Raw genomic sequence first — 25,775 nt, forward strand, 5'->3', positions numbered from 1 at the left:
GGAACCCGCCAGCATGACCGACATATCGCCAACGAAAGTCCGCATGGGCGAGATCACGGGCGATGAGGCCCGCACGCTCTACCCGCAGAACCCGGTGATCCTGCTGCCCATGGGCAGCCATGAGGACCAGGGGCCGCATGCGCCGATGGGCGATTATTTCCTGGCCGAGAAGATGGCGGAGCTGATCGCGCTGCGCGCCACGGCGGAAGGCACGCGCACCGTGGTCGCGCCGGTGCTGCCCTTCGGCAAGGGCGACTTCTTCGGCCCGATGCCGGGCGGCATCGCCCTGTCCGCCGCCACCTTCCGCGCCGTGCTGGACGAGATGTTCGGGGAGTTGCTGCGCCACAAGCTCACGAAGCTGATCGTCATCAATGGCCATGGCGGCAACGTCAACGTCATCAACGAGGCGACGCGCGCCGTGATGCACAGGACCGGCCTGGTGATCCCGGCGCTGTATCTCTGGCGCATCGCCTATGCCGAGATGCCGAAGCTGCTGGGCGCGGAGAAGGCGAAGGCGGTGTCCAGCCATGGCGCGGACCCGCTGACCAGCCTGGGGATGCACCTGTTCCCGGAGCGCATCCGGACGGACCTGATCCCGGAACCGCGCAGCGGCAACCCGACGGCGCTGGGTCTGCCCTTCCAGGGCTGGGGCTCGCTGAGCTTCAATGGCGCCGAAGTGACGGTGCCGATCGAATACGACGCGGTCAGCCCGAACGGCCTCGGCACCGGCGATCCGCGCCTCTGCAGCGCGGAATCCGGCAAGCTGATCGCGGACCGGCTGACGGAAATCGGCGCCGGCTTCTGCCACCACTACGCCAAGCAGTAGCGGCAGAAGGGTGGGGCCGCGTCACACCACGCGGTCCTGCTCCGGAATCGGCTCGCCCTTCGAAACGCGCACCATATTGCCCAGCCAGTGCTGGATGCTGCGGCGGCTGTTCTCATAGGCCGTGCTGGCGCAGTGCGGCGTGACGATCACATTGTCCATGTGCAGCAGCGGGTGGTCGGCCGGCGGCGGTTCCTGGTCAAAGACATCTACGGCGGCGGCGCGGATGGTGCCGTTCCGCAGCGCGTCGACGAGATCCGCCTCCACCACCACGCCGCCGCGCGCGACGTTGATGATCATCGCGCTCGGCTTCATCTTGGCCAGGGCGGCAGCGTTGATCATGCCGGCGGTCTCCGGCGTCAGCGGGCAGTTCAGGGACAGGAAGTCGACCTCCGCCAGCAGGTCATCCAGCGCGCGATATTCCACGCCGAGTGCCTTGGCCTGGTCCTCCGGCAGCCGCGTGCGGGAATAGTACAGCACGCGACAGTCAAAACCCTGCAGGCGCTTGGCGACGCCCTTGCCGATGGCACCCAGCCCGATGATGCCCACGGTCTTGCCCGTCAGCATCACCGACTGCTTCCAGACCTCGTTCTTGGCCCAGCCGCCGGCGGCGGTGCTGTTATGGGCGGGCACGATGCGGCGGGCGAGGGCCAGCATCAGGCCGATGGTGAAGTCGGCGACGGGGGCGGCGTTGCTGCCGGTGGTGCGCGCCACCTGGATGCCATGGGCGCGGCAATACTCCAGGTCGATATTGTCGATGCCGACGCCCCATTTGTGCAGCAGCTTCAGCTTCGGTCCGGCGGCCAGGACCTCGGCCGGCACGGGCACGTCCCACCACAGGGCGTAGTCGGCATCGGCCACTTCGGCCTTCAGATCCTCGACGCTGCGGCCCTTCACGGCGGTGGCCGAAAAACCCTCGGGCAGAAGCGATTGGATGATCTCGGCCATCTCGCCGGCGATGGGCTGCAGCAGGGCGATTTTCTGGGTCATGCGATTGTCCTGGGGAGGGTCAAGCGGAAGGGGTTGTGGTGGCGGTTTCCAGCACGAAGCGCACGCCGGCGCGCGCCAGCCCGCCGCCGAGCGCCACCACGGAGCCATCGGCGCGCCAGCAGGCGGCGCCCGTCATCGTGCCGTCGTCGTTGAAGGCGATGCCGTTCATGCCGCCGCCAAGCGTGGCCGCGCGCTTGACGACATGGCCGCGCGCGGCCAGCGCCGCCGCGACCTCCGTCGGCACGCCGGGTTCCAGTTCCAGCGCCAGGCCTTGCGTCCAGATGCGCGGCGCCTCGACGGCCTGTTGCAACGTCATGCCGTGGTCGATCAGGTTCAGCACCGCCTGGAAGGCGGAGGGGAAGATGCGCAGCCCGCCCGGCAGGCCGAGCGCGAAGGCGGGCTTGCCACCCCGCAGCGCGATGGTCGGCGCCATGGAGGTATAGACCCGCTTGCCCGGCTGCACGGACAAGGCGAGCCCCGGCCGCGGGTCGAAATTGTGCATGTAGTTGTTGGCGATCAGCCCGGTGCCGGGGATCGCCATGCGGGCGCCGAACAGAGCGTTGATGGTCTGCGTCGTGGCGACGATATTGCCCGTCGCATCGGCCACCGTGACATGGGTGGTGCAGTTGGACTCGCCCAGCGAGGGATGCGCGGACCACGCCTTGGCGCGCGCCATGTCGATCTCCGCCCGGCGCAGATCGGCATAGCGGCGGGAGGTGAGAAGCTCGACCGGCACATGGACGAAATCCGGATCGGCGGTGGCGGCCGAACGGTCGGCGAAGGCCATCTTCAGCGCCTCCGCCACCAGGTGCCAGGACTCCACGGTGCCGAAGCCCATGGCGGCGACGTCGAACCCTTCCAGCACGTTCAGCATCTGCGCGACATGCACACCGGCGGAGGCCGGGGGCGGCGGGGCGAAGACGTCGAAGCCGCGATAGCTGCCATGGATCGGCGCACGCTCGATCGGGCGGCTGGCGGCGAGATCGGCGCGGGTGACGATGCCGCCGGCCTGCGCCAGCGCATCGGCGACCATGCCGCCGAGCGCGCCTTCGTGCAGAAGGTCCGGCCCTTCCTTGGCGATGGCGCGCAGCGTGTCGGCATAGGCGCCCTGGACGAAGCGGCTGCCGGCGGCGAGCTTGGTGCCACCCGGCAGGAAGCGCGCGGCGAGGTCGGCATCCCGCGCCAGGTCGGCCGCCGCATCACCGATGCAGTCCGACAGGTAGGGCGTGACGCGAAAACCCTCGGCGGCGAGCTGGATGGCGGGCGCCATCACATCCGCCAGCGACCAGCTTCCGAAGCGCGCCAGCGTCTCCGCCCAGGCGCGCAGGGAGGCCGGCACGGCGACGGAGAGCGCGCCGATGGCATTGGTGCGGCCCTCCACCTCCCGCTCCTCCGGCGGCACATCGGTGCGCGGGGTGTACATGGTGGGGGTGGCGGCGGCGGGGGCGGTGGACAGGCCATCCATCACCGCGTGCCGGCCATCGGCCATGCGGATATGGCCAACGCCGCCGCCGAGCACGCCGACCATCATCGGCTCCACCACGGTCAGCGCGAAGAGCGTGGCGATGGCGGCATCCACCGCATTGCCGCCTTCCAGCAGCACCCGTGCCCCGGCGGCGGAGGCCATGGGGTGGTTGCTGGCGACGACGCCGCGGGAGCCGGTGGCGGGCGCCTTCTCGCAGTTCAGCGCGAATCCGTTGCGGCCCACCTTCATCACACGGTCATCCCTGCTGCCCCGCCGCAGTTTGGGCCGGGGCGGGGCAGGGGGGAAGAGGGGGTTAGAACGCCAGTTGCACCTTCATCGCCCGGCTGCGATCGGCGGCGAGGTCGAAGGCGGCGACGGCGTCCTCCATCGGCACCACCTCCGTCAGCAGCGGCATCGGGTCGATGGCGCCGCGCGCCAGGGCGTCCACGGCCAGGGCGAATTCCGCGTGGAAGCGGAAGGTGCCGCGCAGCGTGATCTCCTTCGCCACCAGCGTGTTCAGCGGCACGGCGGCATCGCCGCCGATGCCGACCTGCACGATCGTCGCACCCGGCCGCGCGGCGGCGATGGCGCCGGCGAGCGCCAGGCCGCTGCCGGCGCATTCGAAGACCACGTCGAATTTTCCCTTGTCGGCGCCGTAGGGTGCGAGGGCCTCGGGCTTCGCCCGCAGGTCATGCGTTGCATCGGCGCCGAGTTGCCGGGCCAGGGCCAGCGGCTTCGGCGAGAGGTCCGTCATCACCACCTCCCGCGCTCCGGCATGGCGCGCCACCAAAAGACACAGCATGCCGATGGGGCCGGCGCCGGTGATGAGCACGCGGGCGCCCATCAGCGGCCCTGCCTGTCGCGCGGCATGCAGGCAGACGGCGAGCGGCTCGGCGAAGGCGGCGCGTTGCAGCGGCATGTCGGCGGGCAGCTTCACCGCCTGGGCGGCATCGCAGACCAGGTGCTGACGGAACCCGCCATCGACATGCGGCATGCGCATCGCGCTGCCGTAGAAGCGCATATCCAGGCAATGCTGCGCGGCGCCGGACAGGCAGTAGCGACAGGCACCACAGGGGCGGGAGGGATTGACGGCCACCTTGTCGCCCACCGCCAGCCCCGCGACGCCCGCGCCGAGGGCCGAAATCTCGCCGGCGATCTCATGGCCCAGCACCATGGGCTGGAGCACCCGCACCACGCCGAAGCCGCCATGCAGGTAGTAGTGCAGGTCCGACCCGCAGATGCCGCCCTGGCGGATTCGCACCGCAACCTCGCCCGGGCCGGGCGGCGCGGCCTGCTGGTCCTCCACACGCAGGTCGTGTGCGGCATGGATGACGATGGCGCGCATGATGTGGTCCTCCCCTTTGGCGCGATGCTTGTCGTTTCCGGCGCACCGATCAAGCGGGGCGCGTTGACGCTGGCCGGGCCGGGCGGCACTTTCGGGGAAAGACGCCGCCGCAGCCCCCCGAAGATCCGCATGCCAGGAGTCCGCGCCATGTCGCGTGCCGCCCTTTCCCTGTTCGCCGCCGCCCTGCTGGCTGCCATGCCAGTTGCAGCCCAGGCGCCCGACCGCGCCCGCACGCTGCGCGTGGCGCCGGAGACGCTGACCACGGTGCTGGACCCGCATTTCACCACCAGCTTCACCACCCGCGACTTCGCCTATCTGGTCTACGACACGCTGGTCGCGGTGAACGACCGGTGGGAGCCGACGCCGCAGATGCTGGAGCGCTGGGAGCGCAGCGCTGACGGCCTGACCTGGACATTTGTCCTGCGCGACGGCCTCGCCTGGCATGATGGTTCGGCGGTGACGGCGGAGGATTGCGTGGCGAGCCTGCGCCGCTGGGGCGCGCGGGATGCGCTGGGCGGGGCCATGATGCGCGCCAGCGCCAGCCTCGATGTGGTGGACGCCAAGACCTTCCGGCTGGTGCTGCGGGAGCCCTTCGGCCTGGTGCTGCAGGCATTGGGAAAACCCGGCGCGATGGTGCCGATGATGATGCCGGCGCGCCTGGCCGCCACGCCGCCGACGCAGCAGGTGACGGAGGTGATGGGCAGCGGCCCCTATCGCTTCGTGCGGGAGGAGTATCGCCCCGGCGATCGCATCGTCGTCACCCGCAACGCGGCCTATCGCCCGCGTTCGGAACCGGCGGTCTGGGCCAGTGGCGGCAAGGTGGCGCGGATGGAGCGGGTGGAACTGCTCGCCATGCCGGATGTCAGCACCCAGGTTTCGGCGCTGACCACCGGCGAGATCGACTATGTCGAGCGCCTGCCGGCCGATGTGCTGCCGATCCTGGAGCGCAACCGCGCGGTCACCGTCGCGACCGTTTCCTCCTATGGCTATCAGGGGATTCTGCGCTTCAACCACCTGCACCCGCCCTTCGACAACCCGCAGGTGCGGCGCGCGGTGATGCTGGCGGTGAACCAGGCGGATTATCTCGCGGCCGTGGCGGGCCGCCCGGAATATGCCCGCGAATGCCGTTCCATGTTCGGCTGCGGCACGCCGCTGGAGACCTCGGCAGGGATGCCGGCGGCGACCGACCTGGAGGCTGCGCGGCGCATGCTGCGCGAATCTGGCGCCGACCTGTCGCGGCCCGTCGCCATCATCCACCCCGCCGATGCGCCCGGCATTGCCGCGCTCGGGCTGGTGTCCCAGGGGCTGCTGACGCAGCTCGGCTTCCGGGTCGACCTGCAGACCATGGACCTCAACACCTATTTCGGGCGGCGCGCGCGGCAGGATGGGTGGAACCTGGCGCATACCACCAACACCGTGCCGGACATGCAGTCCCCGCTGCTCAACCCCTTCGTGAATGGCGCGGGCCGCGTGGGCGGCTTTGCGGGATGGCCGGCGAATGCGGAGGTGGAGCGGCTGCGCGTGGAATTCGCCCGCGCGCAGGATGACGCTGCCCGCAAGCGCATCTCGGACGAAATCCATCGCCTCGCCGCGGAGGATGGCTTCTACATGCCGCTCGGCCAATTCACGGCGGCCAGCGCCTGGCGGTCCGACCTGAATGGCGTGCTGCGCGGGCCGGCGATGTTCCTCTGGAACATGGAGCGCCGCTGATGCTGTCCTTCTCGGACTATCTCGACGCCGTGCCGAAGGTGGAGCTGCATCTGCACATCGCCGGCGCGATCCGGGCGGAGACGCTGGATGAACTGGCGGCGAAGAACGGCGTCCGCCTGCCGAAGCCGGCCGCCGAGATGTACCGCTTCGAGACCTTCTACGCGTTTCTCGACATCCTGCGCCTGGGTGCGCTGGCGGTACGGACGCAGGCCGAGTTTTCCCGCATCGCCTTCGAATGCATCGAGGACCTGCACCGCCACGGCAACGTCCGCCACACCGAGATCTTCTTCAACCCGCACTATTTTTCCCCGAACGGCGTCACCTATCCCGAGATCGTGGATGGGCTGCTGGAAGGCCTCGCGCGCGGGCACGCCGCCTATGGCGTTTCGGGAAAACTGATCGCCTGCATCGACCGCAGCGTCTGCCTGCCCTCCGAATCGCTGCAGATGCTGGAATGGATGGCGAAGTGGAAGCGGCCGGAGGTGATCGGCATCGGCCTGGACGGCGCCGAGCGTGCCGGGCCCGCGCATCTCTGGGTGGAGGCCTGGCGGCAGGCGGGGCGCGACGGCTACCGCCGCACCGCCCATGTCTGCGAGGACAACCAGGCGCCGTTCGAGGCGCCGCCGATGCACTTCACCCTGTGCCGGGACATGCTGGGCTGCGACCGGCTGGACCATGGCTACAACATGATGGCCGACCCCGCCGTGGTGGCGCGGGCGGTGAAGGAACAGGTGCCCTTCACCATGGCCTGCTGGTCCGGCATGGAATGGAACCGCGCCCCGCGCCGCCAGCGCATCAAGGCGATGTTCGATGCCGGGCTGAACATCAGCCTCGGCACCGACGACCCCACCATCTTCGGCACCACCATGGGCCATAGCTGGCGCACCGTATTTTCGGACCTCGGCTGGGGCGTGGCGGAGGCGCGCAGGCTGAGCCTGGCGGGGCTGGACGGGTCCTGGCTGCCGGAGCCGGAAAAGGCGGCGATGCGCGCGGAATTCAGTTCGACGCTGGATGCGCTGGAACGCGAGTTGGACCCTGCCGACCGGGTGCTGGACCTCGCCGTCACCCGTCGCTGACGGGGCGCCACCACTGATTGATGGTCTCGGCCGTGCGCTCCGCGGCCGGGCCGCTGGCGAAGGTCCGGGACAGCGGCAGCCGCCGCTGATCCGCGCCCAGCACCAGCACCGTCCGATGGGTGGCACTGCGCCGCCGACGGCCAGAGCCGGAGGCGCTGCGGCTCTCGACCTCGGCACGGCGCAGGTCGGACAGGGGAAAGCTCTCCTCCCTGGTGCCGCTGGCCTTGATCCGGCGCAGGCGGATCAGGCCCTCCGCGCGGTCGAAGTGCAGTTGGACCACCTCGATCAGCACGCAGAAGGTCAGCGCGGTCATGCCGACCGCGAGTGCCAGCGTGCCGAAGGCCGCGGAAAAGTCACCGGCCAGGGCATCCGCAATCCCCCGCCAGGCAAAGCCCAGGATGAAGACCGCCATGAAGATGCCGAGGAAGACCGGCCGGTCTTCCAAGGTCAGGCGCCCCGCCGTCCGCTCCAGGACCTTCATGCGCAGATTGGCCCCCGCCCGCAGAACAGCCGGCCCACCTGGCCACCCACCCGCGGCAGCATCCCGAAATCAGTCGGCGAACTGGCCGGCGGCCTGGATCAGGGGGCGCCATTTGGCGATGTCGGCCTGCCAGAATTCGCGATGCGCCGCCGGTGTGGCGCGGGCGACCGGAACCGGGGAGGTGCCGAGGGCGGCGAAACGGGTGCCGACATTGCTGTCCTGGAGCGCCGCGACCAACGCCTGGTTCAGCCGGGTGATGATCGGGGCGGGCGTGCCCTTGGGCGCGTAGAGGCCGTGCCAGACGCTGACCTCGAAGCCCGGCAGGCCGCCCTGGGCGGCGGTGGGCAGGTCGGGCAGGGATTCCAGGCGATCCGCCGTGGTCACGGCGAAGGCACGGATGCCGCCGGCCTTGATCTGCTCGGTGGTGTTGGTGGTCTGGTCGCACATCAGGTCGACGGTGCCGGCCAGCAGGTCGTTCATCGCCGGGCCGGTGCCGCGATAGGGCACTGTGGTCATCCTGGTGCCCATCGCCTGCATCAGCAGCAGGCCGCACAGATGGCTGGCGGCGCCGATGCCGGCATTGGCGTAGTTCAGGCGTTCGCCCTCGCGCTTCACCAGGGCCACCAGCTCCGCCATGTTCTGCGCCGGCAGGGCGTTGCGGCCAACCAGGGTCATCGGCACCTCGGTCACCAGGCCGATGGTCTCGAAGCCGTTGATCGGGTCATAGGCCAGGCGACGGTACAGGGTCGGGATCGTCGCCATGCCGATATGGTGCAGCAGCACCGTGTAGCCATCCGGCCGGGCCTGGGCGCAGCGCTGCGCGCCGAGCGTCCCGCCGGCACCGCCGACATTCTCCACAACCACGGTATGGCCGAGATTGGTGCTCATCGCCTGGGCGATCAGCCGGGCGACGGTGTCTGTCGGCCCCCCGGCGGCGAAGGGCACGATCATGCTGACGGTGCGGGTCGGGAACGTGCCTTGTGCGAAAGCAGGCGCGGCGAGGGCGGCGCCGGCGAGGCCGAGAAGGCCGCGCTTTCCAATCTCGATCATTCTTGTCTCTTCCCTCTGTCCCACGCCATCCGTCGCGGGATGGCGTCAAATCCCCCGCCTGACTCTCCCGTCTGACTCCCGGGTCAGGCGTCCATCTTCAGGGCGGCGATGAAGGCGCTTTGCGGGATTTCGACCTTGCCGAACTGCCGCATGCGCTTCTTGCCTTCCTTCTGCTTGTCGAGAAGCTTGCGCTTGCGGCTGATGTCGCCGCCATAGCACTTTGCCGTGACGTCCTTCGACATGGCGCTGATGGTCTCACGCGCGATGACGCGGCCACCGATCGCGGCCTGGATCGGAATCTTGAAGAGCTGGCGCGGGATCAGCTCCTTCAGCTTCTCGCAGATCTGCCGGCCGCGGCGATCCGCCTGGGTGCGGTGCGCCATGAAGGACAGCGCATCCACCGGCTCGGCGTTCACCAGAATGGAGATCTTCACCAGGTCGCCCGGCTGGTAGCCATCCACCGTGTAGTCGAAGCTGGCATAGCCGCGGGAGACGGACTTCAGCCGGTCGTAGAAGTCGAACACCACCTCGTTCAGCGGCAGGCGGTACACTGCCATGGGGCGCGTGCCGACATAGGTGAGCTCCACCTGTTCGCCGCGGCGTTCGTTGCAGAGCGTGAGGACGGAGCCGAGATACTCCTCCGGCACCATGATGGTGGCCTTGATCCAGGGCTCGGAGATTTCCTCGATGACGCTGGGGTCCGGCATGTCGGCCGGGTTGTGCAGCTCGGTCTCCTCGCCATTCGTCTTCTTGATCTTGTAGACGACGGAAGGCGCCGTCGCGATCAGGTCGAGGTCGAACTCGCGCGAGAGACGTTCCTGCACGATTTCCAGATGCAGCAGGCCGAGGAAGCCGCAGCGATAGCCGAGGCCGAGGGCGGCGCTGTTCTCCATCTCGTAGTGGAAGCTGCTGTCGTTCAGCCGAAGTTTCCCAACCGATTCGCGCAGCTTCTCGAAGTCATCCGCATCCACCGGATAGAGGCCGCACCAGACCACGGGGATGGAGGGCTTGAAGCCGGGCAGGGCCTCGGTGGCCGGGTTGCGGTCATCGGTCAGCGTGTCACCGACATTGGTATCGGCCACCGTCTTGATGGCCGCGGTGACATAGCCCATCTCGCCCGGGCCGAGGCTGTCCACCGCCACCATCTTGGGCGTGAAGACGCCGACCTGCTCCACCGTATGGGCGGTGCCGTTCGACATCATGCGGATCTTCATGCCCTTGCGGAGCCGCCCGTCCCGCACGCGCACCAGCACCACCACGCCGAGATAGGCGTCGTACCAGCTATCGACCAGCAGGGCGGTCAGGGTCTTTTCCGAATCGCCGGTCGGCGGCGGCAGGCGGGTGACGATGGCTTCCAGCACACCCTCGATGTTCAGGCTGGTCTTGGCCGAGATCATCACGGCGTCGGAGGCATCGAGCCCGATCACATCCTCGATCTGCTGCTTCACCCGGTCGGGCTCGGCCGCCGGCAGGTCGATCTTGTTCAGCACGGGCACGATCTCATGCCCCGCATCCAGCGCCTGGTAGACATTGGCCAGCGTCTGCGCCTCGACGCCCTGTGAGGCGTCGACCACCAGCAGCGAGCCCTCGCAGGCGGCGAGCGAACGGCTCACCTCATAGGCGAAGTCCACATGGCCGGGTGTGTCCATCAGGTTGAGGACATAGGTCTCGCCGTCATTCGCCTTGTATTGCAGGCGAACGGTCTGGGCCTTGATGGTGATCCCACGCTCCCGCTCCAGCTCCATATTGTCGAGGAGCTGTTCCTTCATCTCGCGCAGCGCGACCGTGCCGGTGGTCTGGATCAGCCGGTCGGCGAGCGTGGACTTCCCATGGTCGATATGGGCGATGATCGAGAAGTTGCGGATGCGGGAGAGGGGTGTGTCGGTCATCTGTTTCCGGGCGCCGGCCATGGCGGGAAAGGCCCGCCTGCGTTACCCGGGAGATAGGGCAGAACCGGCCGAAGTCCAAACCTTTCCGGGCCGGGGGTGGCCGGCTATTCGATCCGGGCGCCGCTGATCTGCACCATTTCCTGCCAGCGCGGCCGGTCGGCCAGTATGCGGGCGCGGGTGCCGGCGGCATCGAGCGGCGGCAGGGCCAGCAGGCCATTGGCGCGCAGCCGGTCCTCCAGCCCCGGATGGGCGGCGGCGCGGCGCAGCAGGTCCTGGGTGCGGGCGGCGAGTTCGGGGGGCAGGCTGCCGGGGCCGCTCAGGATGTTCCAGCTCTGCAGGTCGATATCGGCGATGCCCTGCGCCGGGAAATCGCCCATGCCGGGGACGTCCGGCAGGAAGGGCACCCGTTCCTTCGACCCCACCGCCATGGCCTTCAGCGTGCCGGCGGCGACATGCGGCAGCAGGGCCGGCATGAAGTCGAAGGCCATGTCGATATTGCCGGCGAGCAGGTCGTTCAGCGCCGGGGCGCCGCCGCGATAGGGCACCACGGTGATCGCGGCCCCGCTGCGCCGGGCGATGGTGGCGGTCAGAAGGTGGGAGGCGCCGCCGCTGCTGGCCGCGCCATTGGTCAGCTCGTTCCCCGGCCGCTTCGCCCATTCCAGCATGGCGCCGAGATCGGTCCAGCCGCGCTGTTGCGCCCGGTCGGCGCGCACGCAGCAGAGGGTGGTGGAGGTGACGACGCTGGTGATCGGCGTGACATCGCGGTCCACATCCAGCGGCATCCGCGCCATCATGGCGGGCAGGGAGGTGAACATGGTGATGCTGAACAGCTCCGTGGTCAGCCCGTCCGGCGCCGCCTTGGCGACCACGTCCATGGCGATCAAGCCATTGGCGCCGCTGCGGTTTTCCACCACCACGGCCTGGCCGGAGGTGGCCTGGATCGCCTCCCCGTACAGCCGGGCGATGGTATCGGACTGCCCGCCGGGCGGGTTCGGCACGATCAGCCGGAGCGGGCGGGAGGTGGAGATCTGGGCGAGAGCCGGGGCGGCCAGGGGGACGGCAGCGGCGACAAGCAGGGTGCGGCGTGCGATCATGACGGGCAGGTTACGCGGGTCTTTCGCAGATGCGAAAGAGGAAATATCCGGACATTTGCAACATCTCACATGGAGATCACACCCATGCCGAAGCGCGCTATTTTCTCGCCCAAGGTGTTCAAGAGCAGCCGCCCCTTCGCCCAGGCGACCGTGGCTGGCGGCTTCATGTTCGTCTGCTCCACCGGGCGCGACGTGGAGGGTAAGTTCGTGGTGGGTGACGTCCGCGCGCAGACACAGCAGACGCTCGACAATATCCGCGCCCTGATCGAGGAGGCCGGCGGCACCATGGACGACGTGGTGAAGTGCACCGTCTATGTGACGGACCGCGCGAATTGGGAGCCGATGAACGAGGTCTATTTCGCCAATTTCGTCGAGAACCCGCCCCACCGCGTGTCCTGCATCGTCAGCGGATTGGGCTCGGTCGACTGCCTGGTGGAGATCGACGCCACGGTCTATCTCGGCGAGGGTTGATCAGCGGATCAGCCGGACCTCCACCGCCAGGCCGAGCGTCGCCCAGACCCGGTCGGCGGTGAGTACCGGCAGCGCCTGCCGCGCGGCGGTGGCCAGGCAGGCGCAATCGCCGAGCGAGAGAATGCCGCGATGGGCGGCGAGGAGGCGGGCGGCGTCCAGTGCCGTCGCCGCATCGTAATCAAGCACCGGGATCTGCAAGGCCTCCCAGGCCTCCATCCGCTCGGGCGGGCCGGGCAGCAGCTTGGCTGCGACCTCGGTCCAATTCACCGCGGAGATGACGGCGGCCGGAAGCGCGGCAGCGGTGACATCCGCACCCGGCTCCCGACGCAGCAGGGCGAGGACTGCCGAGGCGTCCAGCAGCATGTCAGCTACTCTGCGAGGGGCCGACCTGGCCTTCGGCGAGATCGCGTGCCGCCTCGGCCCTGCGTTCCGCGATGAGCTCATCCGACCATAAGGGATCGCCCGGCTTCCAGGCCGGCACCATCGCCTGGAGCTTGCGGAGGGCCGTCTGGCGCGTGGTGGCGCGCAACTCCTGCTCCGTCACCTGGAGCAGAAGTTCGCCACCGCCCTGCACCCCGAGCGAGACGCGGACTTCCTCCGGCAAAACCAGCCGGCCCTCCGCATCCACCCGCACCGAAACGACCCGGCCCATCGAAAGCCTCCTGTCGCCTATCCTCGTAGCACCGCGCCGGTCGCCTTCGCCACCGCGGCGACGATCCTGGCGGTCACGGCCTCGATCTCCGCATCGGTCAGGGTGCGTTCGCGCGGTTGCAGGGTGGCCTGGATGGCCAGACTGATTTTTCCTTCCGCCATGCGGTCGCCTGCATAGCGGTCGAACAGCGTGACGTCGGTGACCAGCGTCTTGTCGGCATTGCGGGCGGCGCGCAGAACTTGCTCGGCCGGCACGCTGGCATCCACCACGAAGGCGAAATCGCGCTTCAGCGGCTGGAAGGCGGGCAGGTCCGGCAGGCCCTTCTTGCGGCGCTTCGGCTCGGCGATGGCGTCCAGGAACACCTCGAAGGCCACCACTGGCCCGGCCAGGCCGAGCGCCTTCGCCACCCGCGGATGCAGCTCGCCAAAGGTCGCCAGCACCGTCTTCGGCCCCTGGCGCAGCACGCCGGAGCGGCCCGGGTGGTAGAAGCCCGGCGCATCCGTGGTCAGCATCACCGCCGCCATCGGCACGCCGAGCGCCGTCAGCACCGCCAGCGCATCGCCCTTCGCATCCAGCGCATCGACGGGCCGCGCGGGCGCCGCCCAGTTCGCCGCCGTCTGCCCGGCGCGGAGGCCGGCCGCCACGGCCAACTGGCTGAGGCCGGCCGCCGGGTCGCGATAGGCGCCGCCGATCTCGCCCAGCGCGACATCGCCGAAACCGCGCGCGGCGTTGCGGGCAGCGGCCATGGCCAGGGAAGCGACCGGCGTCGGCCGCATCTGGTCCAGGTCGCTGGCGATCGGGTTTTCCAGGTGCAGCGCATCCGGGGTCTCGCCGAACAGCGCGGCGGTCGCGCGGTCGAGGAAGCCGTAGGTCACGCAGTCCTGCATGCCACGCGCCGCCAGCACCCGCCGCGCCAGCGCCGCCCGCACCTGCTTCGGCGACAGCGCGGGCCGCGGCACGGCGGAGGTCACGGGCAGCGACACCGCCGGCACCGCATCCAACCCACCGAGGCGCAGCACCTCCTCCACCAGGTCGCATTCCGGCTCGATCTCGGCACAGCCTTCGGCCGCGATGCGGGCGCGGTCGGCGGGCAAAGACGGGTCCTGCGCCAGCGCGCCATGGCCGGCGATGTCGTTGCGCCAGGACGGAACGGCGACCGTCACCGCCTCCGCCGTGCGCCGCGCCACGGTGAAGCCGAGCCGTTCCAGACGGCCGACCACCTCGGCCTCATCCAGTTCCAGCCCGCCGAGGTCGCGCACCCGGGCGAAGCGCAGCGTCGCCTCCCGCTGCCAGGCGGGCTCCGCGCCAGCTTCCGAAATTTCCGAGGCCTCGCCGCCGCAGAGGTCCAAAATCATCCGCGTCGCGGCTTCCAGCGCCTTCGGCAGCAGCGCGGGGTCGATGCCGCGCTCGAAGCGCGACCGCGCATCGGTGCGCACATCATGCCGGCGGCCCGACAGCGCGATGCGCACCGGATCGAACAGCGCGCATTCGATGAAGCACTCGCTGGTATTCTCGTCGCAGCCGGAATGCTCGCCACCGATGATGCCGCCCAGCGCCTCCGCGCCGCGCGCATCGGCGATCACACTGTCCTCCTCCGTCAGCGTGTACGTCTTGCCATTCAGCGCGAGCAGTTCCTCGCCCGGCTGCGCCATGCGCATGGTCAACTCGGCGCCCGCGACCTTGGACACGTCGAAGACATGCAGCGGCCGCCCGACGGCGAAGGTGAAGTAGTTGGTGATGTCGACCAGCGCGCTGATCGGCCGCAGCCCGATCGCCACCAGCCGGTCCTGCAGCCACTTTGGGGATGGCCCGTTCTTCACCCCGCGCACCGCGCGGCCCAGCACCCATTGGCAGGCGCGCGGATCGGCGATTCGCCAGGCGAGCGGTGAGGGGTAGCTGCCGGCAACCGGCGCCACCTCCCAGGCCTTCAGCGTGCCCAGGCCCGCCGCCGCCAGATCCCGGGCGATGCCGCGCACCGACAGCGCATCGCCGCGATTCGGCGTGACCTTGATCTCGATCACCGGATCGTCGAGGCCGGCCCATTTCACATAGCTCTCGCCGAGTGGCGCATCCTCCGGCAGGTCGACGATGCCGGAATGGTCGTCACCCAGGCCCATCTCGCGGGACGACAGCATCATCGCCTCGGATTTCACGCCGCGAATCTCGCCGAGCTTGAGCGTGATGCCGGTGCCCGGAATGAAGTCGCCCGGCACCGCCAGCACGCCCTTCATGCCGGTCCGCGCATTCGGCGCGCCGCACACGACCGAAAGCTCGCGGCCATCACCCACATCGACGCGCAACTGCCGCAGCCGGTCGGCATTGGGGTGCTGCACCGCCTCGATCACCCGCGCGATCCGAAAACTGCCGAGTTTCGCGGCCGGGTCCTCGATGCCCTCGACCTCGATGCCGATGGCGGAGAGGGTGGTGCTGATCGCCGCCAGCGTCGCATCGGTGTCCAGATGCTCGCGCAGCCAGCTCAGGGGGAATTTCATGGGATCAGATTCCCTCGTGCAGGCTGGCCGGCGCCAGCGGCTCGGCGGCCCAGTGGCGCAGCCAGCGCAGGTCGCTTTCGTAGAAGGGGCGTAGGTCGGGCATGCCGTGCTTCAGCATGGTGATGCGCTCGATCCCCATGCCGAAGGCAAAGCCCTGCCACTCGCGCGGATCCAGCCCGCAATTCGCCAGCACCTTCGGATGCACCATCCCGCTGCCCAGGATCTCCAGCCAATCGCCGCCGCCACCCAGCTCACCGGTCTTCCTGTTCCAGCCGATATCCACTTCCATCGAAGGCTCGGTGAAGGGGAAATAGGAGGACCGGAACCGCACCGGCAGGTCGCTGATGCCGAAGAACGCTCGGAGAAAATCGGTCAGGCAGCCTTTCAGATGGCCGAGGGTGATGCCGCGGTCGATCACCAGCCCCTCCACCTGGTGGAACATCGGGCTATGCGTCGCGTCATGGTCGGCGCGATAGGTGCGGCCGGGGGCGATGATGCGGATCGGCGGCGCCTCGCCCAGCATGGTGCGGATCTGAAGGGGGGAGGTCTGGGTGCGCAGCACCAGGCGCTGCCCGGCGGCATCCGTGCCCGGCATGTAGAAGGTGTCGTGGTCCTGCCGCGCCGGGTGGTGGTCCGGGATGTTCAGCGCGCCGAAATTGTACCAGTCGCCTTCGATATCCGGCCCCTCGACGACCCGGAAGCCCATGCTGCCGAAGATCGCCGTCAGCTCCTCAATGGTCCGGCTGATCGGGTGGATGCCGCCATCGGCGGCCGTGCCGGGGGCGAAGGGGCGGGGGGGCAGGGAGACGTCGAGGCGTTCCGCCTTCAGCCGGGCGTCCAGCGCCTCCGCCTCCAGCGTGGCCTTGCGGGCCTCCAGCAGCGCCTCGATCTCGCCCTTGAGGCGGTTCAGCGCGGCGCCACGCTCCTTGCGCGCCTCCGCCGGCACCGCGCCCAGGCCCTTGAGCAGCCCGCTCAGGCTGCCGGACTTGCCCAGCACCGCCACCCGCACCGCATCGAGCGCCCGGAGATCAGCGGCGCCGGCCAGCGCCGCCTCCGTCTCCTGCCGCAGGGTCGCCAAATCGTCCGTCATCATGCCAGCATCCGGATACGGAAAAGGCCGCCCCTTGCGGGACGGCCCTCCTGTTTGGTCTGAAGTCCGAACCCGAGGGGTTCAGGCCTGCGCGGGGAGGGCGCCCTTCGCCTTTTCGACGATGGCCGCAAAACCCGTGGCGTCCTCATAGGCCAGCGTCGCCAGCACCTTGCGGTCGATTTCGATATTCGCCGCCTTGATGCCCGCCATGAAGCGGGAATAGGTGATGCCGTGCTCGCGGACCGCGGCGTTGATGCGCTGGATCCACAGGCCGCGGAAGTCGCGCTTCTTGTTGCGACGGTCGCGATAGGCATATTGCAGCGCCTTCTCGACCCGCTCCAAAGCGGGCCGATAGGCGGTGGACGACCGACCGACATAGCCCTTGGCGAGCTTGAGGATCTTCTTGTGACGGGCGTGCTTGGTTACGCCCCGCTTCACACGTGCCATATCTCAGATCCTCCCTTACCGGCTCGAACCGTAAGGCATCCACTGCTTCACCGTGTCACTGTCCTGCTTCGGCAGCAGGAAGGTGCCACGGTTCTGCCGCTTCATCTTGTTCGTCTTCGCCGTCAGCATGTGGCGCTTGTTGCCCGCACCGGCCTTGACGCGGCCGGAAGCGGTCAAGGTGAAGCGCTTCTTCACGCTCGACTTGGTCTTCATCTTGGGCATTTGGACCTCCAGACGGTCTTGGCGGTCCCACCTTGCACCCGCCCCCCTTGCGAAGGGCCGGACCGCACCATGCGGCAGGGACACGTTCCCGCGGCCAGGCATGCCCATCAGAGGCCATGACACGCGGAGCGCGGCTTGTAGCGGCGCGCGGGCGGCCTTGCAAGCGACCGGGTTACCGTCCGTCCGCCCCCACCGGCGACAGGGCATCCAGCAGCCTCGACCCCGTATTGGTCGCATCGAAGGCATGCAGCCCGAGATCCTCGGACAAAAGCTCGCAGGCCCGCATTCCCCGCAGCGGATTGCCATGGGCATCCAGCCGGGGCGAGAAGGTGCCGATGCCGAGCTGGCGGTTGACCACGGCGACGATGCCACCGCCGACGCCGCTTTTCGCCGGCAGGCCGACACGGCAGGCCCAGTCGCCGGCGCCGTCATAGAAGCCGCAGGTGAACATCACCGCCAGCGTGTCCCGCACCGCATCCACCCCGAAGACCTCCGCCCCCGTCAACGGGTTGGTGCCGATGGCGGCCAGGGTGCCGCCCATCACCGCCAGGTCGCGGGCGGTGACACGCAGGGCGCATTGCCGGAAATAGGTGTCCACGACCCGGTCCGGATGGCAGTGGAAGGTGCCGGCGGCGCGCAGCAGATAGGCGATGGCACGGTTGCGGTCCCCGGTCTCGGCCTCGGAACGGTAGACCTCCTCATCCAGCATCAGCGTCGCCCCGGCGGCCAGGGACAGGCGGGCGCGCAGCGATTCGAAGGCCTGGTCGCCCAGCGCCTCGGTCAGCAGGCCCGCCACGGCGATGGCGCCGGCATTGATCATCGGATTGAAGGGGCGGCGGGTCTGCGGATTCAGCTCGATGGAATTGAAGGGGTCGCCCACCGGCTGCACGCCCACGCCCTGTCGCACCACGCGGCGCCCGAGCAGGTCAAGCGCCAGCGCATAGGCGAAGGGCTTGCTGACGGACTGGATGGTGAAGGGGTGGCGGCTGTCGCCCACCTCCACCAGCGTGCCGCCGCGGGTCAGCGCCGCCAGGCCGAACAGGTCCGGCGGCATGGCGGCCAGGGCCGGGATGTAGTTGGCAACCGCGCCGGACGTCTGGTCTGCCAATTGGGCATGGGCGTGGTCGAGGGCGCGCTGAAGCAAGGCCGCGCCGGCTCTGCTGGTCATGATCCGGGTGTCCCACCTGGCAGGGGGGTGGGCCGTGCATGCGCTTCCCTTGGCGCGGACCATAGGCAGGCCGCCCAGGGGCCGCAACCGGGAGATTTGAGATCGACTCTCAGTCGCGAGTGCTTGCGAACGACTCTCAGTTGCGGTAGGTCTGCGGCACACGCCACGTCCAAAAGGCTCCCAGCAATGCGCCGTCGCCATCTGCTCTCGATGCTTCCCGCCCTTGGCCTGCTCGCCGGCTTCGGCTCCTCCGCCTTCGCGCAGGGCGGGGAGCTGAACCTTTACTCCTCGCGCCACTACGATACGGATCGCGAGCTGTATGACGCCTTCACGCGGGAAACGGGAATTCGCGTCAGGCTGATCGAGGGCGATGCCGACCAGCTGATCCAGCGCATCCGGACGGAGGGTGCGAACAGCCCGGCCGACGTTCTGATCACCGTCGATGCGGCGCGACTGGCCCGCGCGAAGGAGGCTGGCATCCTCCAGCCGATCCGCAGCCAGGTGCTGGAATCGCGCATCCCGGCCAATCTGCGCGATGCGGAGGGCTTCTGGTTCGGCGTCTCCAAGCGCGCCCGGGTCATCATGTATGACCGCCAGGCCGGCCGGCCGGAGGGGCTGAACCGCTTCGAGGACCTGGCCGATCCGCGCTTCCGTGGCCAGATCTGCGTCCGTTCCGCCTCCCACCCCTACAACACCTCGCTGACCGGTTCCGTGCTGGCCGCCAATGGGCCGGAGGCGACGGAGGCCTGGGCGCGTGGCCTGGCCGCCAACATGGCGCGTCCGCCGCAGGGTGGCGACCGCGACCAGTTCCGGGCGATCCCGTCCGGCCAGTGCAAGCTGGCGATCTCCAACACCTACTACCTCGGCAATATGATGACCTCCGCCCGCGCCGAGGATCGCGCCCTCGCGGAGCGAATCGGGGTGATCTTCCCGAACCAGGGTGAGGGTGACCGCGGCGCGCATGTGAACATCTCCGGCGCCGGTGTGGTCCGTACCGCGCCGAATGCGGCGGCGGCTCAGCGCTTCATCGAATACCTGACCAGCCCGCGGGCGCAGGAAATCTTCGCGGTCGGCAACATGGAATACCCCGTGGTGGCCGACGCCCCGGTGCACCCGGTGCTCGCCGGCTTCGGCGCCTTCCGCGAGGACCAGCTGAACGCCGGCACCTACGGCGCCAACGCCGCGGAAGCCCTGCGGATCATGCAGCGCGCCGGCTGGCGCTGAGGCAGGCTTCCACCTGGGCGGGAAGAATCCCGCCCAGAGAGACATTCTGAAGATAAGCAAACCAGGGCTGCAAAGGGCCAAAGCTGGATGTATATCTGCATCTGCAATGCGCTGACGGATAAGCAGATCGCCGCCGCCTTGGCGTCGGGTGCCGACCGTCCGCATGATGTCTATGCGGCTTGCGGCTGCCGCGCCCAATGCGGCGGCTGCACGGGGACCATCCTGTCGATGGTCCGCGCGGGGTGCGACAGCGGCGGGAAGTGACCCGCCGCGCCGCATCCCCGGGCCGGTCAGCCGGTGCGGAGGGGATGCGGCCATGCGTGACGCCAAGGTTATCGAATATCTGAACATGCAGCTCACCAATGAGCTGACCGCGATCAACCAGTATTTCCTGCATTCCCGGACGCTGCGGCACTGGGGCGTGACCAAGCTGGCACGCAAGGAATACGAGGAATCGATCGAGGAGATGAAGCACGCCGACTGGCTGATCGAGCGGATCCTGTTCCTCGGCGGCCTGCCCAATGTGCAGCGCATGAACCAGGTGCTGATCGGCCAGAACGTCCAGGAAATCCTGGAATGCGACCTGAAGCTGGAAGAGAAGGCGCTGGTCGACCTGCGCGACGGCATCGCCCATTGCGAATCGGTGCGCGACTACGTCTCCCGCGACCTGATGCTCAAGATCCTGGCGAATGAGGAGGAGCATGAGGACTTCCTCGATCGCCAGTTCGACCTGATCCGCCAGATCGGCATCGAGCGCTACATCATGCTGAACAGCGACGCGGCGCCCGACCAGGAATAGGGCGGTTTGGGGGGGCTGCCCTGGCGGCCCTCCTCTGCGTTCAGCGCATGTTGCTGATGATGCCGCTGCCGGTGTCGAAGAGATTCCCTGACGCGTTGCTCAGCTGCATGCCCATCTGGGACATTTCCAAGGCCATGGCCATCAGCCGCTGCCAGTCGGCCGCGGCTTCCGCGGTCATCAGCTCCAGCCGCTCCTGCACCGATTCCATGAGCGTGCCGAACTGGCTGCCCGACCAGGTGCCATCGGCCTCCGGCTCCGGCGCGATGCCCTGCGCGGTCAGCCATTCCTGGACACCCATTTGCCGGCCCTGGCCATCGACGAAGCTGCCGAGCGGCACCTCGCCATGATCGCCGGGATTGGCCTGGGCCAAGCTTTCCAGCACCCGGCCGAAATCGGCCATCAGCGCCTTGTCCTGGGATACCTCGTTCGCGAAGGCATTCACGCTGGCATGCATCGCCTCGTAATCCGCCATGGTCACGCCACCGGTGACCAAAGCCAGGGCTGCGTCGTCGAGAGGGACGGGGCGGTCGACCATGCGGCTCATCTCCTGTTTTCATTGTACAATGTCCGAAATGGCGGCAGAGAGACAAGCTCCGTCCTGGCGGTCATCCCGCCGCGCGTCACCCGGCGTGCCGTGCCCAAAGCTGCGGCGGCATGCCCACCAACTGCCGAAACATCGCGGTGAAGGCGGCCGGGCTGGCATAGCCGAGGTCGAGTGCCACCGCCGTCACCCTGTCCCCCGCCGCCAGCCGGGGCAGGGCGGCCTGGAGGCAGGCGCGGCGCTGCCATTCCCGGAAGCTCAGCCCGGTCTCGGCGCGGAACAGCCGGGTGAAGCCGCGCCGACTCATCCCCAGGGCGCCGCACCAATCCGCCGTCTCCTCGCCGATATCGGGCCGGGCGCAGAAGCGCCGGCAGGCGGCGGCAAGGCGCGGCTCGGCGGGGGCGGGCAGGCAGAAGGGCAAAGGCGGCGCCTGCGCCAGCTCCGCCAGCAGCAGCCCGACCAGATGCGCGGCGCGACCCTCCGGCGGATATTCCAGCGGCAGGTCCACCGCCGCGATCAGCAATTGCCGCAGCAGCGGCGCGACGCCGAGCACCTGGCAGGCCGCCGGCAGCCGGGTCGCCGCCTCCGGCTCCAGATAGACGCTGCGGGTGGCGACGGCGCCGAGCATGCGGATGGAATGGGCGATGCCGCCCGGAATCCAGACGCCCGCCTGGGGGGGCACCACCCAGCCGCCGGTCTCCGTGGCGACCATCATGATGCCGTGCTCGGCATGCAGGAACTGGCCGCGCCGGTGGCTGTGACTGGGGTGCAGATGGCCATCCGGATAGTCATTCCCCACGGCGATCAGCGGCCGTGGCGTCGCCTCATGCGCCGCCGCGCGGGTCCGACGCACCATGCCCACCCCCGATCATGCCTGGCCTGCACGCGAAAGCGGGCCGCGCCTGACTGGGTAGGATGGGGCGGCCTTCGCCACAAGCCGGACCCCGCCGCATGAACCCCGCCGACATCGCCTTCCTCGCCGGCGCCGCCTTCTTCACCTCCGCGCTGACGGCCGTGGTGGGGGCGGGGGGCGGCACGGCGCTGATCGCCATCATGCTGCAGGTGATGCCGCCGGTGGCCGCGATTCCGGTGCATGGCGCGGTGCAGCTCGCCTCCAACATCTGGCGGGTGATCCTGCTGCGGGACCGGCTGGTCTGGCCGATCATCTGGCGCTTCGCACTGCTGATGCCGGCGGGGGTCGCGCTCGGGCTCTGGCTGTTCCAGGGCCTGCCGACCGAGGCAGTGCAGATGCTGATCGGGTTCTTCGTGCTGCTGTCGCTGTTCACCCGGCAGATGAAGCGCTTCCACGATCGCGACCTGCCGCTCTGGGCCTTCGTGCCCGTGGGCTTCGTGACCGGCGCGCTGAACATGGTGGTGGGCGTGATCGCGCCGATCCTGGGCGTGCTGGTGATCCGCCGCGACCTGGCCAAGGAACAGGTTGTCGGCACGCTCGGCGTCTTCGGGGTGGTGGGCAACCTGTTGAAGGTGGCGGGCTTCACCCTGGTCGGGTTCAGCTTCGCCGAATATGGCACCACCATCCTCTGGATGATCCCGGCCGCGCTGGTCGGCACGACGGTGGGGCAGGTGGCGCTAAGCCGGATGGAGGAACGCCATTTCCTGCCGATCTTCCGGCTGGTGCTGGCGGTGCTGGCACTCAAGCTGATCGTCTGGGACGGCCTGGCCCGACTGCTTTAACCCAAGGCCCGCGCGATCGCCTCCCCTTCCGCCGCCGTATCGCCGCGCCCCGGCTGGCGCCCGGCGCGGTGGTACCAGTAGCCGGCATTGGCCTCGTCGCCCTCGATCCGGTGCAGCCAGCCATGCACCCAGGCGGCGTCCTTCCCCGGATCGGCCTGGGCGATGGCATGCGCCGCCTCCCAATCCCCGTCCAAAGCGAGGCGGATGGCGCGCAACAATGGCCTGGTCTCCGTCATCCCCGCCGCATCCCCCGCACCAGGGCCGCCACCGGCAGCAGCCCCACCAGCACGATCAGCAGCGCGGCCGTCGAAGCCTCCGCCAGCCTTTCGTCGGAGGCGAGATTGTGCACGCGCACCGCCAGCGTGTCGAAGTCGAAGGGCCTTACGATCAGCGTCGCCGGAAGTTCCTTCATCGTATCGACGAAGACCAGCACGCCGGCCGTCATCAGCGCCCCGCGCGCCAGCGGCAGTTCGACGGCCCGCACCGCCTGGCCCGGCGTGCGCCCCAGCACGCGCGCCGCGCCGAACAGGCTGGGCCGAATGCGGGAAAGCCCAGATTCCACAGCCGAGAGCGCGACACCCAGAAAGCGCACCAGATAGGCAAAGACCAGCGCCGCGATGCTGCCCGACAGCAGCAGCCCGGTGGAGACGCCGAAACGCGCCCGCATCCAGGCATCGAGCGCATTGTCGAAGATCGCGAAGGGCACCAGCGCCCCCACCGCGATCACCGATCCCGGCAGCGCATAGCCCAGCGACGCCACCCGGTTGGCCGAGGCCCGGAGGCGGGAGGGATAGAGCCGCTGCCCCCAGGCCAGCAGCGCCGCCAGCGCCACGGCCAGCACGGCGGTCAGCCCGGCCAGGGTGATGCTGTTGCGCGCGAAGGGCAGAGTGCGCTGCGGGTCGAAGGGGTCGCCCGCTTCCAGCATCAGCCCGAACAGCGCGGCGCCCGGGATGAGGAAGCCGATCAGCACCGGCAGCAGGCAGACCAGGATCGCCACAACCTGCTTCCAGCCATGCAGCACCACCGGCCGCAGCGGCGGGTTGCGCGTGGTGGTGGGATGAAAACGCCGCCCGCCGCGGGAGGCCCGTTCCAGCAGCAGCAGCATCGCCACCAGCCCCATCAGCGCGGTGGCGAGCTGCGCCGCCGCAGGCCGGTCCGCCAGGCCGAACCAGGCATCGTAGATGCCGGTGGTGAAGGTGCGGACGGCGAAATGCTGCACCGTGCCGAAATCCGCCAGCGTCTCCATCAGCACCAGCGCCAGCCCGCCGGCGAGCGCCGGGCGCGCCATCGGCAGCGCCACATGCAGGAAGGTGCGCGGCAGGCCGTGGCCCAGGGTGCGCGATGCCTCCAGCAGGCAGACGCTCTGTTGCAGGAAGGCGGCGCGGCACAGCAGGTAGACGTAAGGATACAGCACCGCGGCCAACATCAGCGCGGCCCCCGGCAGGCTGCGGATTTCGGGGAACCAGTATTCCCCCCAGCGCAGCCCCGTCACCTCCCGCAATGTGGTCTGCACCGGCCCTGCGACATCCAGCAGCCAGACATAGGTATAGCCGCAGACGTAGGCCGGCATGGCCAGCGGCAGCAGCAGCGCCACCTCGATCACGCCACGGCCGCGAAAGGCGCAGGTGGCGACCAGCCAGGCGGTGACCGCGCCCATCACGGCGGCCAGCAGCCCGACCAGCACCGAGAGCAGCACCGAATTGACCAGCAGTTCGGGCAGCAGGGTCCGCAGCAGGTAGGACCAGTCCTGCGATTGCGGGGTTGCCGCCGTGACCAGAACCGCGAAAAGCGGCGCCGCGATCAGCCCCGCGGCCAGCAGCGAGGCCCAGGCCCAGGCAGGCGCCATCCGCCGGCCGCGCGGCGCACCCGGGCGTTGGCGTTCGGCCGGAAAGCCGGCGAGCGACATCGCTCCGCTCAGGCCCCCGTCTTTTCCTTGCGCGCCGCCAGTTCGGCGGCGCTCACCCGCTTCACCTCCAGGCGGTCGCCGGTGCGCGTGTACCAGCCCGCGCCATGCATGCGGCCGACCAAGCCGAGGGCCGTGCTGTCGATGTAGCAGCGTTCCGGGTCCATCACCGCCGCATCGGCGATGTGCATGGCCCGCACCAGGCCCAGCACCAGGGAATGGCTGCCCATCTCCACCGTCTTGAACAGGGTGCATTCCAGCGCCACCGGGCTCGCGGCGAGTCGCGGCGGGCCGACCTTGGTGGAGGCGATGGTGGCGAGGTCGGCCTCGGCCAGTTCATCCACCCCGGCGGGGAAGTCGGCGGCGGTGATGTTCATCGCCGGCAGCGCATCCTCCGGCACCAGGCAGACGGTGAATTCGCCGGTGGCCGCGATATTGGCGCCGGTGTCCTTGGCCGCACCGCTCGGCCGGTTGCCGATGCCCAGCGCCACGATCGGCGGGTCGGAGCCGAAGACGTTGAAGAAGGAATAGGGTGCCGCGTTCAGCACCCCGGCCGCATCCTGCGTCACCACCCAGGCGATGGGGCGCGGCACCACCGTGGAGGTCAGCAGCTTGTAGCGGCTCGCGACCGGCAGGGCATCGAGGTCGAACAGCATGGGGCGGGCTCCGGCGGCTATGGGGGCTTACTGCCGCCGCGGGTCCGCCCTGTCGAGGGGGAGCTAGCTCTGGCGGTCCTTCGGCACCTGCATGGCGCGCAGCTCCCCCTCCGCCACCAGCTCTGCCGATTCGGCCAACGCCGCGGTCAGCGGCAGGCCGAGGGAGCGTGCCGCCCGCACCAGCGCCGCGCCGCACAGCCGCAGCGTGTCGATGGATGTGCAATCCGGCGCCTGGCTGGCCCGGATTCGCGCCTCATCCGGATCGACCATGTCGAAGACGAAGGTGCGGCTGCCATCCTCATGGCGCGTGACCAGCGGCGTTTCCTGAAGCAGCGCGCGCAGCAGATCCTGGTCGGGCAGCGTTTCCAGCCGCCCGGCGCGGTCGTGAACGAACAAGGTGATCCTGGCGACCTGGCTCATGACCCTCCTCGGCCGTTCCGGCACGACGCGGCTTCGCACCGGCATGGGCGAAACAGACGCAACACAATCCGT

General features: G+C 69.3%; 28 protein-coding genes. 8 read left to right on the forward strand and 20 right to left on the reverse strand.

Annotated features, from left to right (window positions below):
* Positions 1–13 precede the first annotated feature (13 nt).
* Positions 14–826: a creatininase family protein gene (locus JJQ90_RS18530; protein WP_230410782.1), complete on the forward strand. Its 813-nt coding sequence runs from the start codon at positions 14–16 to the stop codon at positions 824–826.
* 21 nt (positions 827–847) lie between these two features.
* Here the strand turns inward: JJQ90_RS18530 and JJQ90_RS18535 are convergent, their stop codons facing one another.
* The 3 genes from JJQ90_RS18535 to JJQ90_RS18545 form a co-directional block, all read right to left on the reverse strand.
* Entirely contained in the window at positions 848–1,813 is a 966-nt protein-coding gene (locus tag JJQ90_RS18535; RefSeq protein WP_216877723.1) for a 2-hydroxyacid dehydrogenase, read from the reverse strand.
* Between the two features lie 19 nt (positions 1,814–1,832).
* Positions 1,833–3,527: a gamma-glutamyltransferase gene (gene ggt, locus JJQ90_RS18540; protein WP_216877724.1), complete on the reverse strand. Its 1,695-nt coding sequence runs from the start codon at positions 3,525–3,527 to the stop codon at positions 1,833–1,835.
* Between the two features lie 64 nt (positions 3,528–3,591).
* Complete coding sequence (locus JJQ90_RS18545; RefSeq protein WP_216877725.1) at positions 3,592–4,623, reverse strand: L-idonate 5-dehydrogenase; 1,032 nt, start codon at positions 4,621–4,623, stop codon at positions 3,592–3,594.
* Between the two features lie 147 nt (positions 4,624–4,770).
* On the opposite strand from JJQ90_RS18545, the gene JJQ90_RS18550 reads away from it, so the two are divergent.
* Positions 4,771–6,333 (forward strand): ABC transporter substrate-binding protein, encoded by a 1,563-nt coding sequence (locus JJQ90_RS18550; RefSeq protein ID WP_216877726.1) that lies wholly within the window; start codon positions 4,771–4,773, stop codon positions 6,331–6,333.
* Positions 6,333–7,409 carry an adenosine deaminase gene (gene add, locus JJQ90_RS18555; protein ID WP_216877727.1) on the forward strand — a complete coding sequence of 359 codons (1,077 nt, stop codon included), beginning with the start codon at positions 6,333–6,335 and terminating at the stop codon, positions 7,407–7,409. Before JJQ90_RS18550 ends, add begins: the two co-directional genes overlap by 1 nt.
* Here add and JJQ90_RS18560 read toward each other — a convergent pair.
* The 4 genes from JJQ90_RS18560 to JJQ90_RS18575 all read right to left on the reverse strand — a co-directional run bounded on the left by JJQ90_RS18560 (position 7,396) and on the right by JJQ90_RS18575 (position 11,923).
* Entirely contained in the window at positions 7,396–7,890 is a 495-nt protein-coding gene (locus tag JJQ90_RS18560) for a hypothetical protein (RefSeq protein WP_216877728.1), read from the reverse strand. The two genes, add and JJQ90_RS18560, sit on opposite strands and share 14 nt — an antisense overlap.
* 69 nt (positions 7,891–7,959) lie before the next feature.
* Positions 7,960–8,940, reverse strand: a complete 981-nt coding sequence (locus JJQ90_RS18565; protein ID WP_216877729.1) for a tripartite tricarboxylate transporter substrate-binding protein — start codon at positions 8,938–8,940, stop codon at positions 7,960–7,962.
* 83 nt (positions 8,941–9,023) lie between these two features.
* On the reverse strand, positions 9,024–10,829 hold the full coding sequence (gene lepA / locus JJQ90_RS18570) for a translation elongation factor 4 (protein WP_216877730.1): 1,806 nt from the start codon (positions 10,827–10,829) through the stop codon (positions 9,024–9,026).
* 104 nt (positions 10,830–10,933) lie between these two features.
* Complete coding sequence (locus JJQ90_RS18575) at positions 10,934–11,923, reverse strand: Bug family tripartite tricarboxylate transporter substrate binding protein (RefSeq protein WP_216877731.1); 990 nt, start codon at positions 11,921–11,923, stop codon at positions 10,934–10,936.
* An 84-nt stretch (positions 11,924–12,007) separates the two neighbouring features.
* Between JJQ90_RS18575 and JJQ90_RS18580 the strand changes: the two genes are divergently transcribed.
* Positions 12,008–12,394 (forward strand): RidA family protein, encoded by a 387-nt coding sequence (locus JJQ90_RS18580; protein WP_216877732.1) that lies wholly within the window; start codon positions 12,008–12,010, stop codon positions 12,392–12,394.
* On the opposite strand, the gene JJQ90_RS18585 is transcribed toward JJQ90_RS18580, so the two are convergent.
* From JJQ90_RS18585 to glsA, 7 genes are all read right to left on the reverse strand, one after another.
* Entirely contained in the window at positions 12,395–12,757 is a 363-nt protein-coding gene (locus tag JJQ90_RS18585) for a PIN domain-containing protein (RefSeq protein WP_216877733.1), read from the reverse strand. It lies immediately after the preceding gene.
* 1 nt (position 12,758) lies between these two features.
* Positions 12,759–13,046 (reverse strand): AbrB/MazE/SpoVT family DNA-binding domain-containing protein, encoded by a 288-nt coding sequence (locus JJQ90_RS18590; protein WP_216877734.1) that lies wholly within the window; start codon positions 13,044–13,046, stop codon positions 12,759–12,761.
* A 17-nt stretch (positions 13,047–13,063) separates the two neighbouring features.
* Positions 13,064–15,538, reverse strand: coding sequence for a phenylalanine--tRNA ligase subunit beta (gene pheT, locus JJQ90_RS18595; protein ID WP_216877735.1), 2,475 nt, complete (start codon positions 15,536–15,538; stop codon positions 13,064–13,066).
* A 4-nt stretch (positions 15,539–15,542) separates the two neighbouring features.
* Complete coding sequence (gene pheS / locus JJQ90_RS18600; RefSeq protein ID WP_216877736.1) at positions 15,543–16,628, reverse strand: phenylalanine--tRNA ligase subunit alpha; 1,086 nt, start codon at positions 16,626–16,628, stop codon at positions 15,543–15,545.
* 81 nt (positions 16,629–16,709) lie between these two features.
* Positions 16,710–17,075 (reverse strand): 50S ribosomal protein L20, encoded by a 366-nt coding sequence (gene rplT / locus JJQ90_RS18605; protein WP_216877737.1) that lies wholly within the window; start codon positions 17,073–17,075, stop codon positions 16,710–16,712.
* A gap of 15 nt (positions 17,076–17,090) precedes the next feature.
* Positions 17,091–17,297 carry a 50S ribosomal protein L35 gene (rpmI, locus tag JJQ90_RS18610; RefSeq protein ID WP_168027274.1) on the reverse strand — a complete coding sequence of 69 codons (207 nt, stop codon included), beginning with the start codon at positions 17,295–17,297 and terminating at the stop codon, positions 17,091–17,093.
* Between the two features lie 172 nt (positions 17,298–17,469).
* Complete coding sequence (gene glsA, locus JJQ90_RS18615) at positions 17,470–18,465, reverse strand: glutaminase A (RefSeq protein ID WP_216877738.1); 996 nt, start codon at positions 18,463–18,465, stop codon at positions 17,470–17,472.
* Positions 18,466–18,651: 186 nt separating this feature from the next.
* Between glsA and JJQ90_RS18620 the strand changes: the two genes are divergently transcribed.
* The 3 genes from JJQ90_RS18620 (at position 18,652) to bfr (ending at position 20,488) form a co-directional block, all read left to right on the forward strand.
* Entirely contained in the window at positions 18,652–19,689 is a 1,038-nt protein-coding gene (locus JJQ90_RS18620) for a Fe(3+) ABC transporter substrate-binding protein (RefSeq protein WP_216877739.1), read from the forward strand.
* An 87-nt stretch (positions 19,690–19,776) separates the two neighbouring features.
* The gene (locus JJQ90_RS18625; protein ID WP_216877740.1) at positions 19,777–19,953 is read left to right on the forward strand and encodes a (2Fe-2S)-binding protein; all 177 of its coding nucleotides are present in this window, start codon (positions 19,777–19,779) and stop codon (positions 19,951–19,953) included.
* 52 nt (positions 19,954–20,005) lie between these two features.
* A complete protein-coding gene (gene bfr, locus JJQ90_RS18630) occupies positions 20,006–20,488 on the forward strand; it encodes a bacterioferritin (protein WP_216877741.1) in 483 nt (160 codons plus the stop codon).
* Positions 20,489–20,528: 40 nt separating this feature from the next.
* Here bfr and JJQ90_RS18635 read toward each other — a convergent pair whose 3' ends face one another.
* Positions 20,529–21,032: a hypothetical protein gene (locus JJQ90_RS18635; RefSeq protein WP_216877742.1), complete on the reverse strand. Its 504-nt coding sequence runs from the start codon at positions 21,030–21,032 to the stop codon at positions 20,529–20,531.
* Positions 21,033–21,108: 76 nt separating this feature from the next.
* On the reverse strand, positions 21,109–21,885 hold the full coding sequence (locus JJQ90_RS18640) for an AraC family transcriptional regulator (RefSeq protein ID WP_216877743.1): 777 nt from the start codon (positions 21,883–21,885) through the stop codon (positions 21,109–21,111).
* Positions 21,886–21,980: 95 nt separating this feature from the next.
* On the opposite strand from JJQ90_RS18640, the gene JJQ90_RS18645 reads away from it, so the two are divergent.
* On the forward strand, positions 21,981–22,724 hold the full coding sequence (locus JJQ90_RS18645; RefSeq protein WP_216877744.1) for a sulfite exporter TauE/SafE family protein: 744 nt from the start codon (positions 21,981–21,983) through the stop codon (positions 22,722–22,724).
* Here the strand turns inward: JJQ90_RS18645 and JJQ90_RS18650 are convergent.
* The 4 genes from JJQ90_RS18650 to JJQ90_RS18665 form a co-directional block, all read right to left on the reverse strand.
* Complete coding sequence (locus JJQ90_RS18650) at positions 22,721–22,960, reverse strand: hypothetical protein (protein ID WP_216877745.1); 240 nt, start codon at positions 22,958–22,960, stop codon at positions 22,721–22,723. The genes JJQ90_RS18645 and JJQ90_RS18650 overlap by 4 nt on opposite strands.
* A complete protein-coding gene (locus tag JJQ90_RS18655; RefSeq protein ID WP_216877746.1) occupies positions 22,957–24,630 on the reverse strand; it encodes an ABC transporter permease in 1,674 nt (557 codons plus the stop codon). Before JJQ90_RS18655 ends, JJQ90_RS18650 begins: the two co-directional genes overlap by 4 nt.
* A gap of 8 nt (positions 24,631–24,638) precedes the next feature.
* Entirely contained in the window at positions 24,639–25,283 is a 645-nt protein-coding gene (locus JJQ90_RS18660) for a flavin reductase family protein (RefSeq protein WP_216877747.1), read from the reverse strand.
* A gap of 63 nt (positions 25,284–25,346) precedes the next feature.
* Positions 25,347–25,703, reverse strand: coding sequence for a hypothetical protein (locus JJQ90_RS18665; RefSeq protein ID WP_216877748.1), 357 nt, complete (start codon positions 25,701–25,703; stop codon positions 25,347–25,349).
* Between the last annotated feature and the right edge of the window lie 72 nt (positions 25,704–25,775).

Origin of the sequence: Falsiroseomonas oleicola (genome assembly GCF_019029495.1) — a bacterium.
Lineage (GTDB): Bacteria > Pseudomonadota > Alphaproteobacteria > Acetobacterales > Acetobacteraceae > Falsiroseomonas > Falsiroseomonas oleicola.

Excerpts from the sequence above, each read along its gene's own strand:
- JJQ90_RS18530 (WP_230410782.1), top strand. The coding sequence starts at position 14 with ATGACCGACATATCGCCAACGAAAGTCCGCATGGGCGAGATCACGGGC.
- JJQ90_RS18535 (WP_216877723.1), bottom strand. The coding sequence starts at position 1,813 with ATGACCCAGAAAATCGCCCTGCTGCAGCCCATCGCCGGCGAGATGGCC.
- ggt (WP_216877724.1), bottom strand. The coding sequence starts at position 3,527 with ATGAAGGTGGGCCGCAACGGATTCGCGCTGAACTGCGAGAAGGCGCCC.
- JJQ90_RS18545 (WP_216877725.1), bottom strand. The coding sequence starts at position 4,623 with ATGCGCGCCATCGTCATCCATGCCGCACACGACCTGCGTGTGGAGGAC.
- JJQ90_RS18550 (WP_216877726.1), top strand. The coding sequence starts at position 4,771 with ATGTCGCGTGCCGCCCTTTCCCTGTTCGCCGCCGCCCTGCTGGCTGCC.
- add (WP_216877727.1), top strand. The coding sequence starts at position 6,333 with ATGCTGTCCTTCTCGGACTATCTCGACGCCGTGCCGAAGGTGGAGCTG.
- JJQ90_RS18560 (WP_216877728.1), bottom strand. The coding sequence starts at position 7,890 with ATGAAGGTCCTGGAGCGGACGGCGGGGCGCCTGACCTTGGAAGACCGG.
- JJQ90_RS18565 (WP_216877729.1), bottom strand. The coding sequence starts at position 8,940 with ATGATCGAGATTGGAAAGCGCGGCCTTCTCGGCCTCGCCGGCGCCGCC.
- lepA (WP_216877730.1), bottom strand. The coding sequence starts at position 10,829 with ATGACCGACACACCCCTCTCCCGCATCCGCAACTTCTCGATCATCGCC.
- JJQ90_RS18575 (WP_216877731.1), bottom strand. The coding sequence starts at position 11,923 with ATGATCGCACGCCGCACCCTGCTTGTCGCCGCTGCCGTCCCCCTGGCC.
- JJQ90_RS18580 (WP_216877732.1), top strand. The coding sequence starts at position 12,008 with ATGCCGAAGCGCGCTATTTTCTCGCCCAAGGTGTTCAAGAGCAGCCGC.
- JJQ90_RS18585 (WP_216877733.1), bottom strand. The coding sequence starts at position 12,757 with ATGCTGCTGGACGCCTCGGCAGTCCTCGCCCTGCTGCGTCGGGAGCCG.
- JJQ90_RS18590 (WP_216877734.1), bottom strand. The coding sequence starts at position 13,046 with ATGGGCCGGGTCGTTTCGGTGCGGGTGGATGCGGAGGGCCGGCTGGTT.
- pheT (WP_216877735.1), bottom strand. The coding sequence starts at position 15,538 with ATGAAATTCCCCCTGAGCTGGCTGCGCGAGCATCTGGACACCGATGCG.
- pheS (WP_216877736.1), bottom strand. The coding sequence starts at position 16,628 with ATGACGGACGATTTGGCGACCCTGCGGCAGGAGACGGAGGCGGCGCTG.
- rplT (WP_216877737.1), bottom strand. The coding sequence starts at position 17,075 with ATGGCACGTGTGAAGCGGGGCGTAACCAAGCACGCCCGTCACAAGAAG.
- rpmI (WP_168027274.1), bottom strand. The coding sequence starts at position 17,297 with ATGCCCAAGATGAAGACCAAGTCGAGCGTGAAGAAGCGCTTCACCTTG.
- glsA (WP_216877738.1), bottom strand. The coding sequence starts at position 18,465 with ATGACCAGCAGAGCCGGCGCGGCCTTGCTTCAGCGCGCCCTCGACCAC.
- JJQ90_RS18620 (WP_216877739.1), top strand. The coding sequence starts at position 18,652 with ATGCGCCGTCGCCATCTGCTCTCGATGCTTCCCGCCCTTGGCCTGCTC.
- JJQ90_RS18625 (WP_216877740.1), top strand. The coding sequence starts at position 19,777 with ATGTATATCTGCATCTGCAATGCGCTGACGGATAAGCAGATCGCCGCC.
- bfr (WP_216877741.1), top strand. The coding sequence starts at position 20,006 with ATGCGTGACGCCAAGGTTATCGAATATCTGAACATGCAGCTCACCAAT.
- JJQ90_RS18635 (WP_216877742.1), bottom strand. The coding sequence starts at position 21,032 with ATGAGCCGCATGGTCGACCGCCCCGTCCCTCTCGACGACGCAGCCCTG.
- JJQ90_RS18640 (WP_216877743.1), bottom strand. The coding sequence starts at position 21,885 with ATGGTGCGTCGGACCCGCGCGGCGGCGCATGAGGCGACGCCACGGCCG.
- JJQ90_RS18645 (WP_216877744.1), top strand. The coding sequence starts at position 21,981 with ATGAACCCCGCCGACATCGCCTTCCTCGCCGGCGCCGCCTTCTTCACC.
- JJQ90_RS18650 (WP_216877745.1), bottom strand. The coding sequence starts at position 22,960 with ATGACGGAGACCAGGCCATTGTTGCGCGCCATCCGCCTCGCTTTGGAC.
- JJQ90_RS18655 (WP_216877746.1), bottom strand. The coding sequence starts at position 24,630 with ATGTCGCTCGCCGGCTTTCCGGCCGAACGCCAACGCCCGGGTGCGCCG.
- JJQ90_RS18660 (WP_216877747.1), bottom strand. The coding sequence starts at position 25,283 with ATGCTGTTCGACCTCGATGCCCTGCCGGTCGCGAGCCGCTACAAGCTG.
- JJQ90_RS18665 (WP_216877748.1), bottom strand. The coding sequence starts at position 25,703 with ATGAGCCAGGTCGCCAGGATCACCTTGTTCGTTCACGACCGCGCCGGG.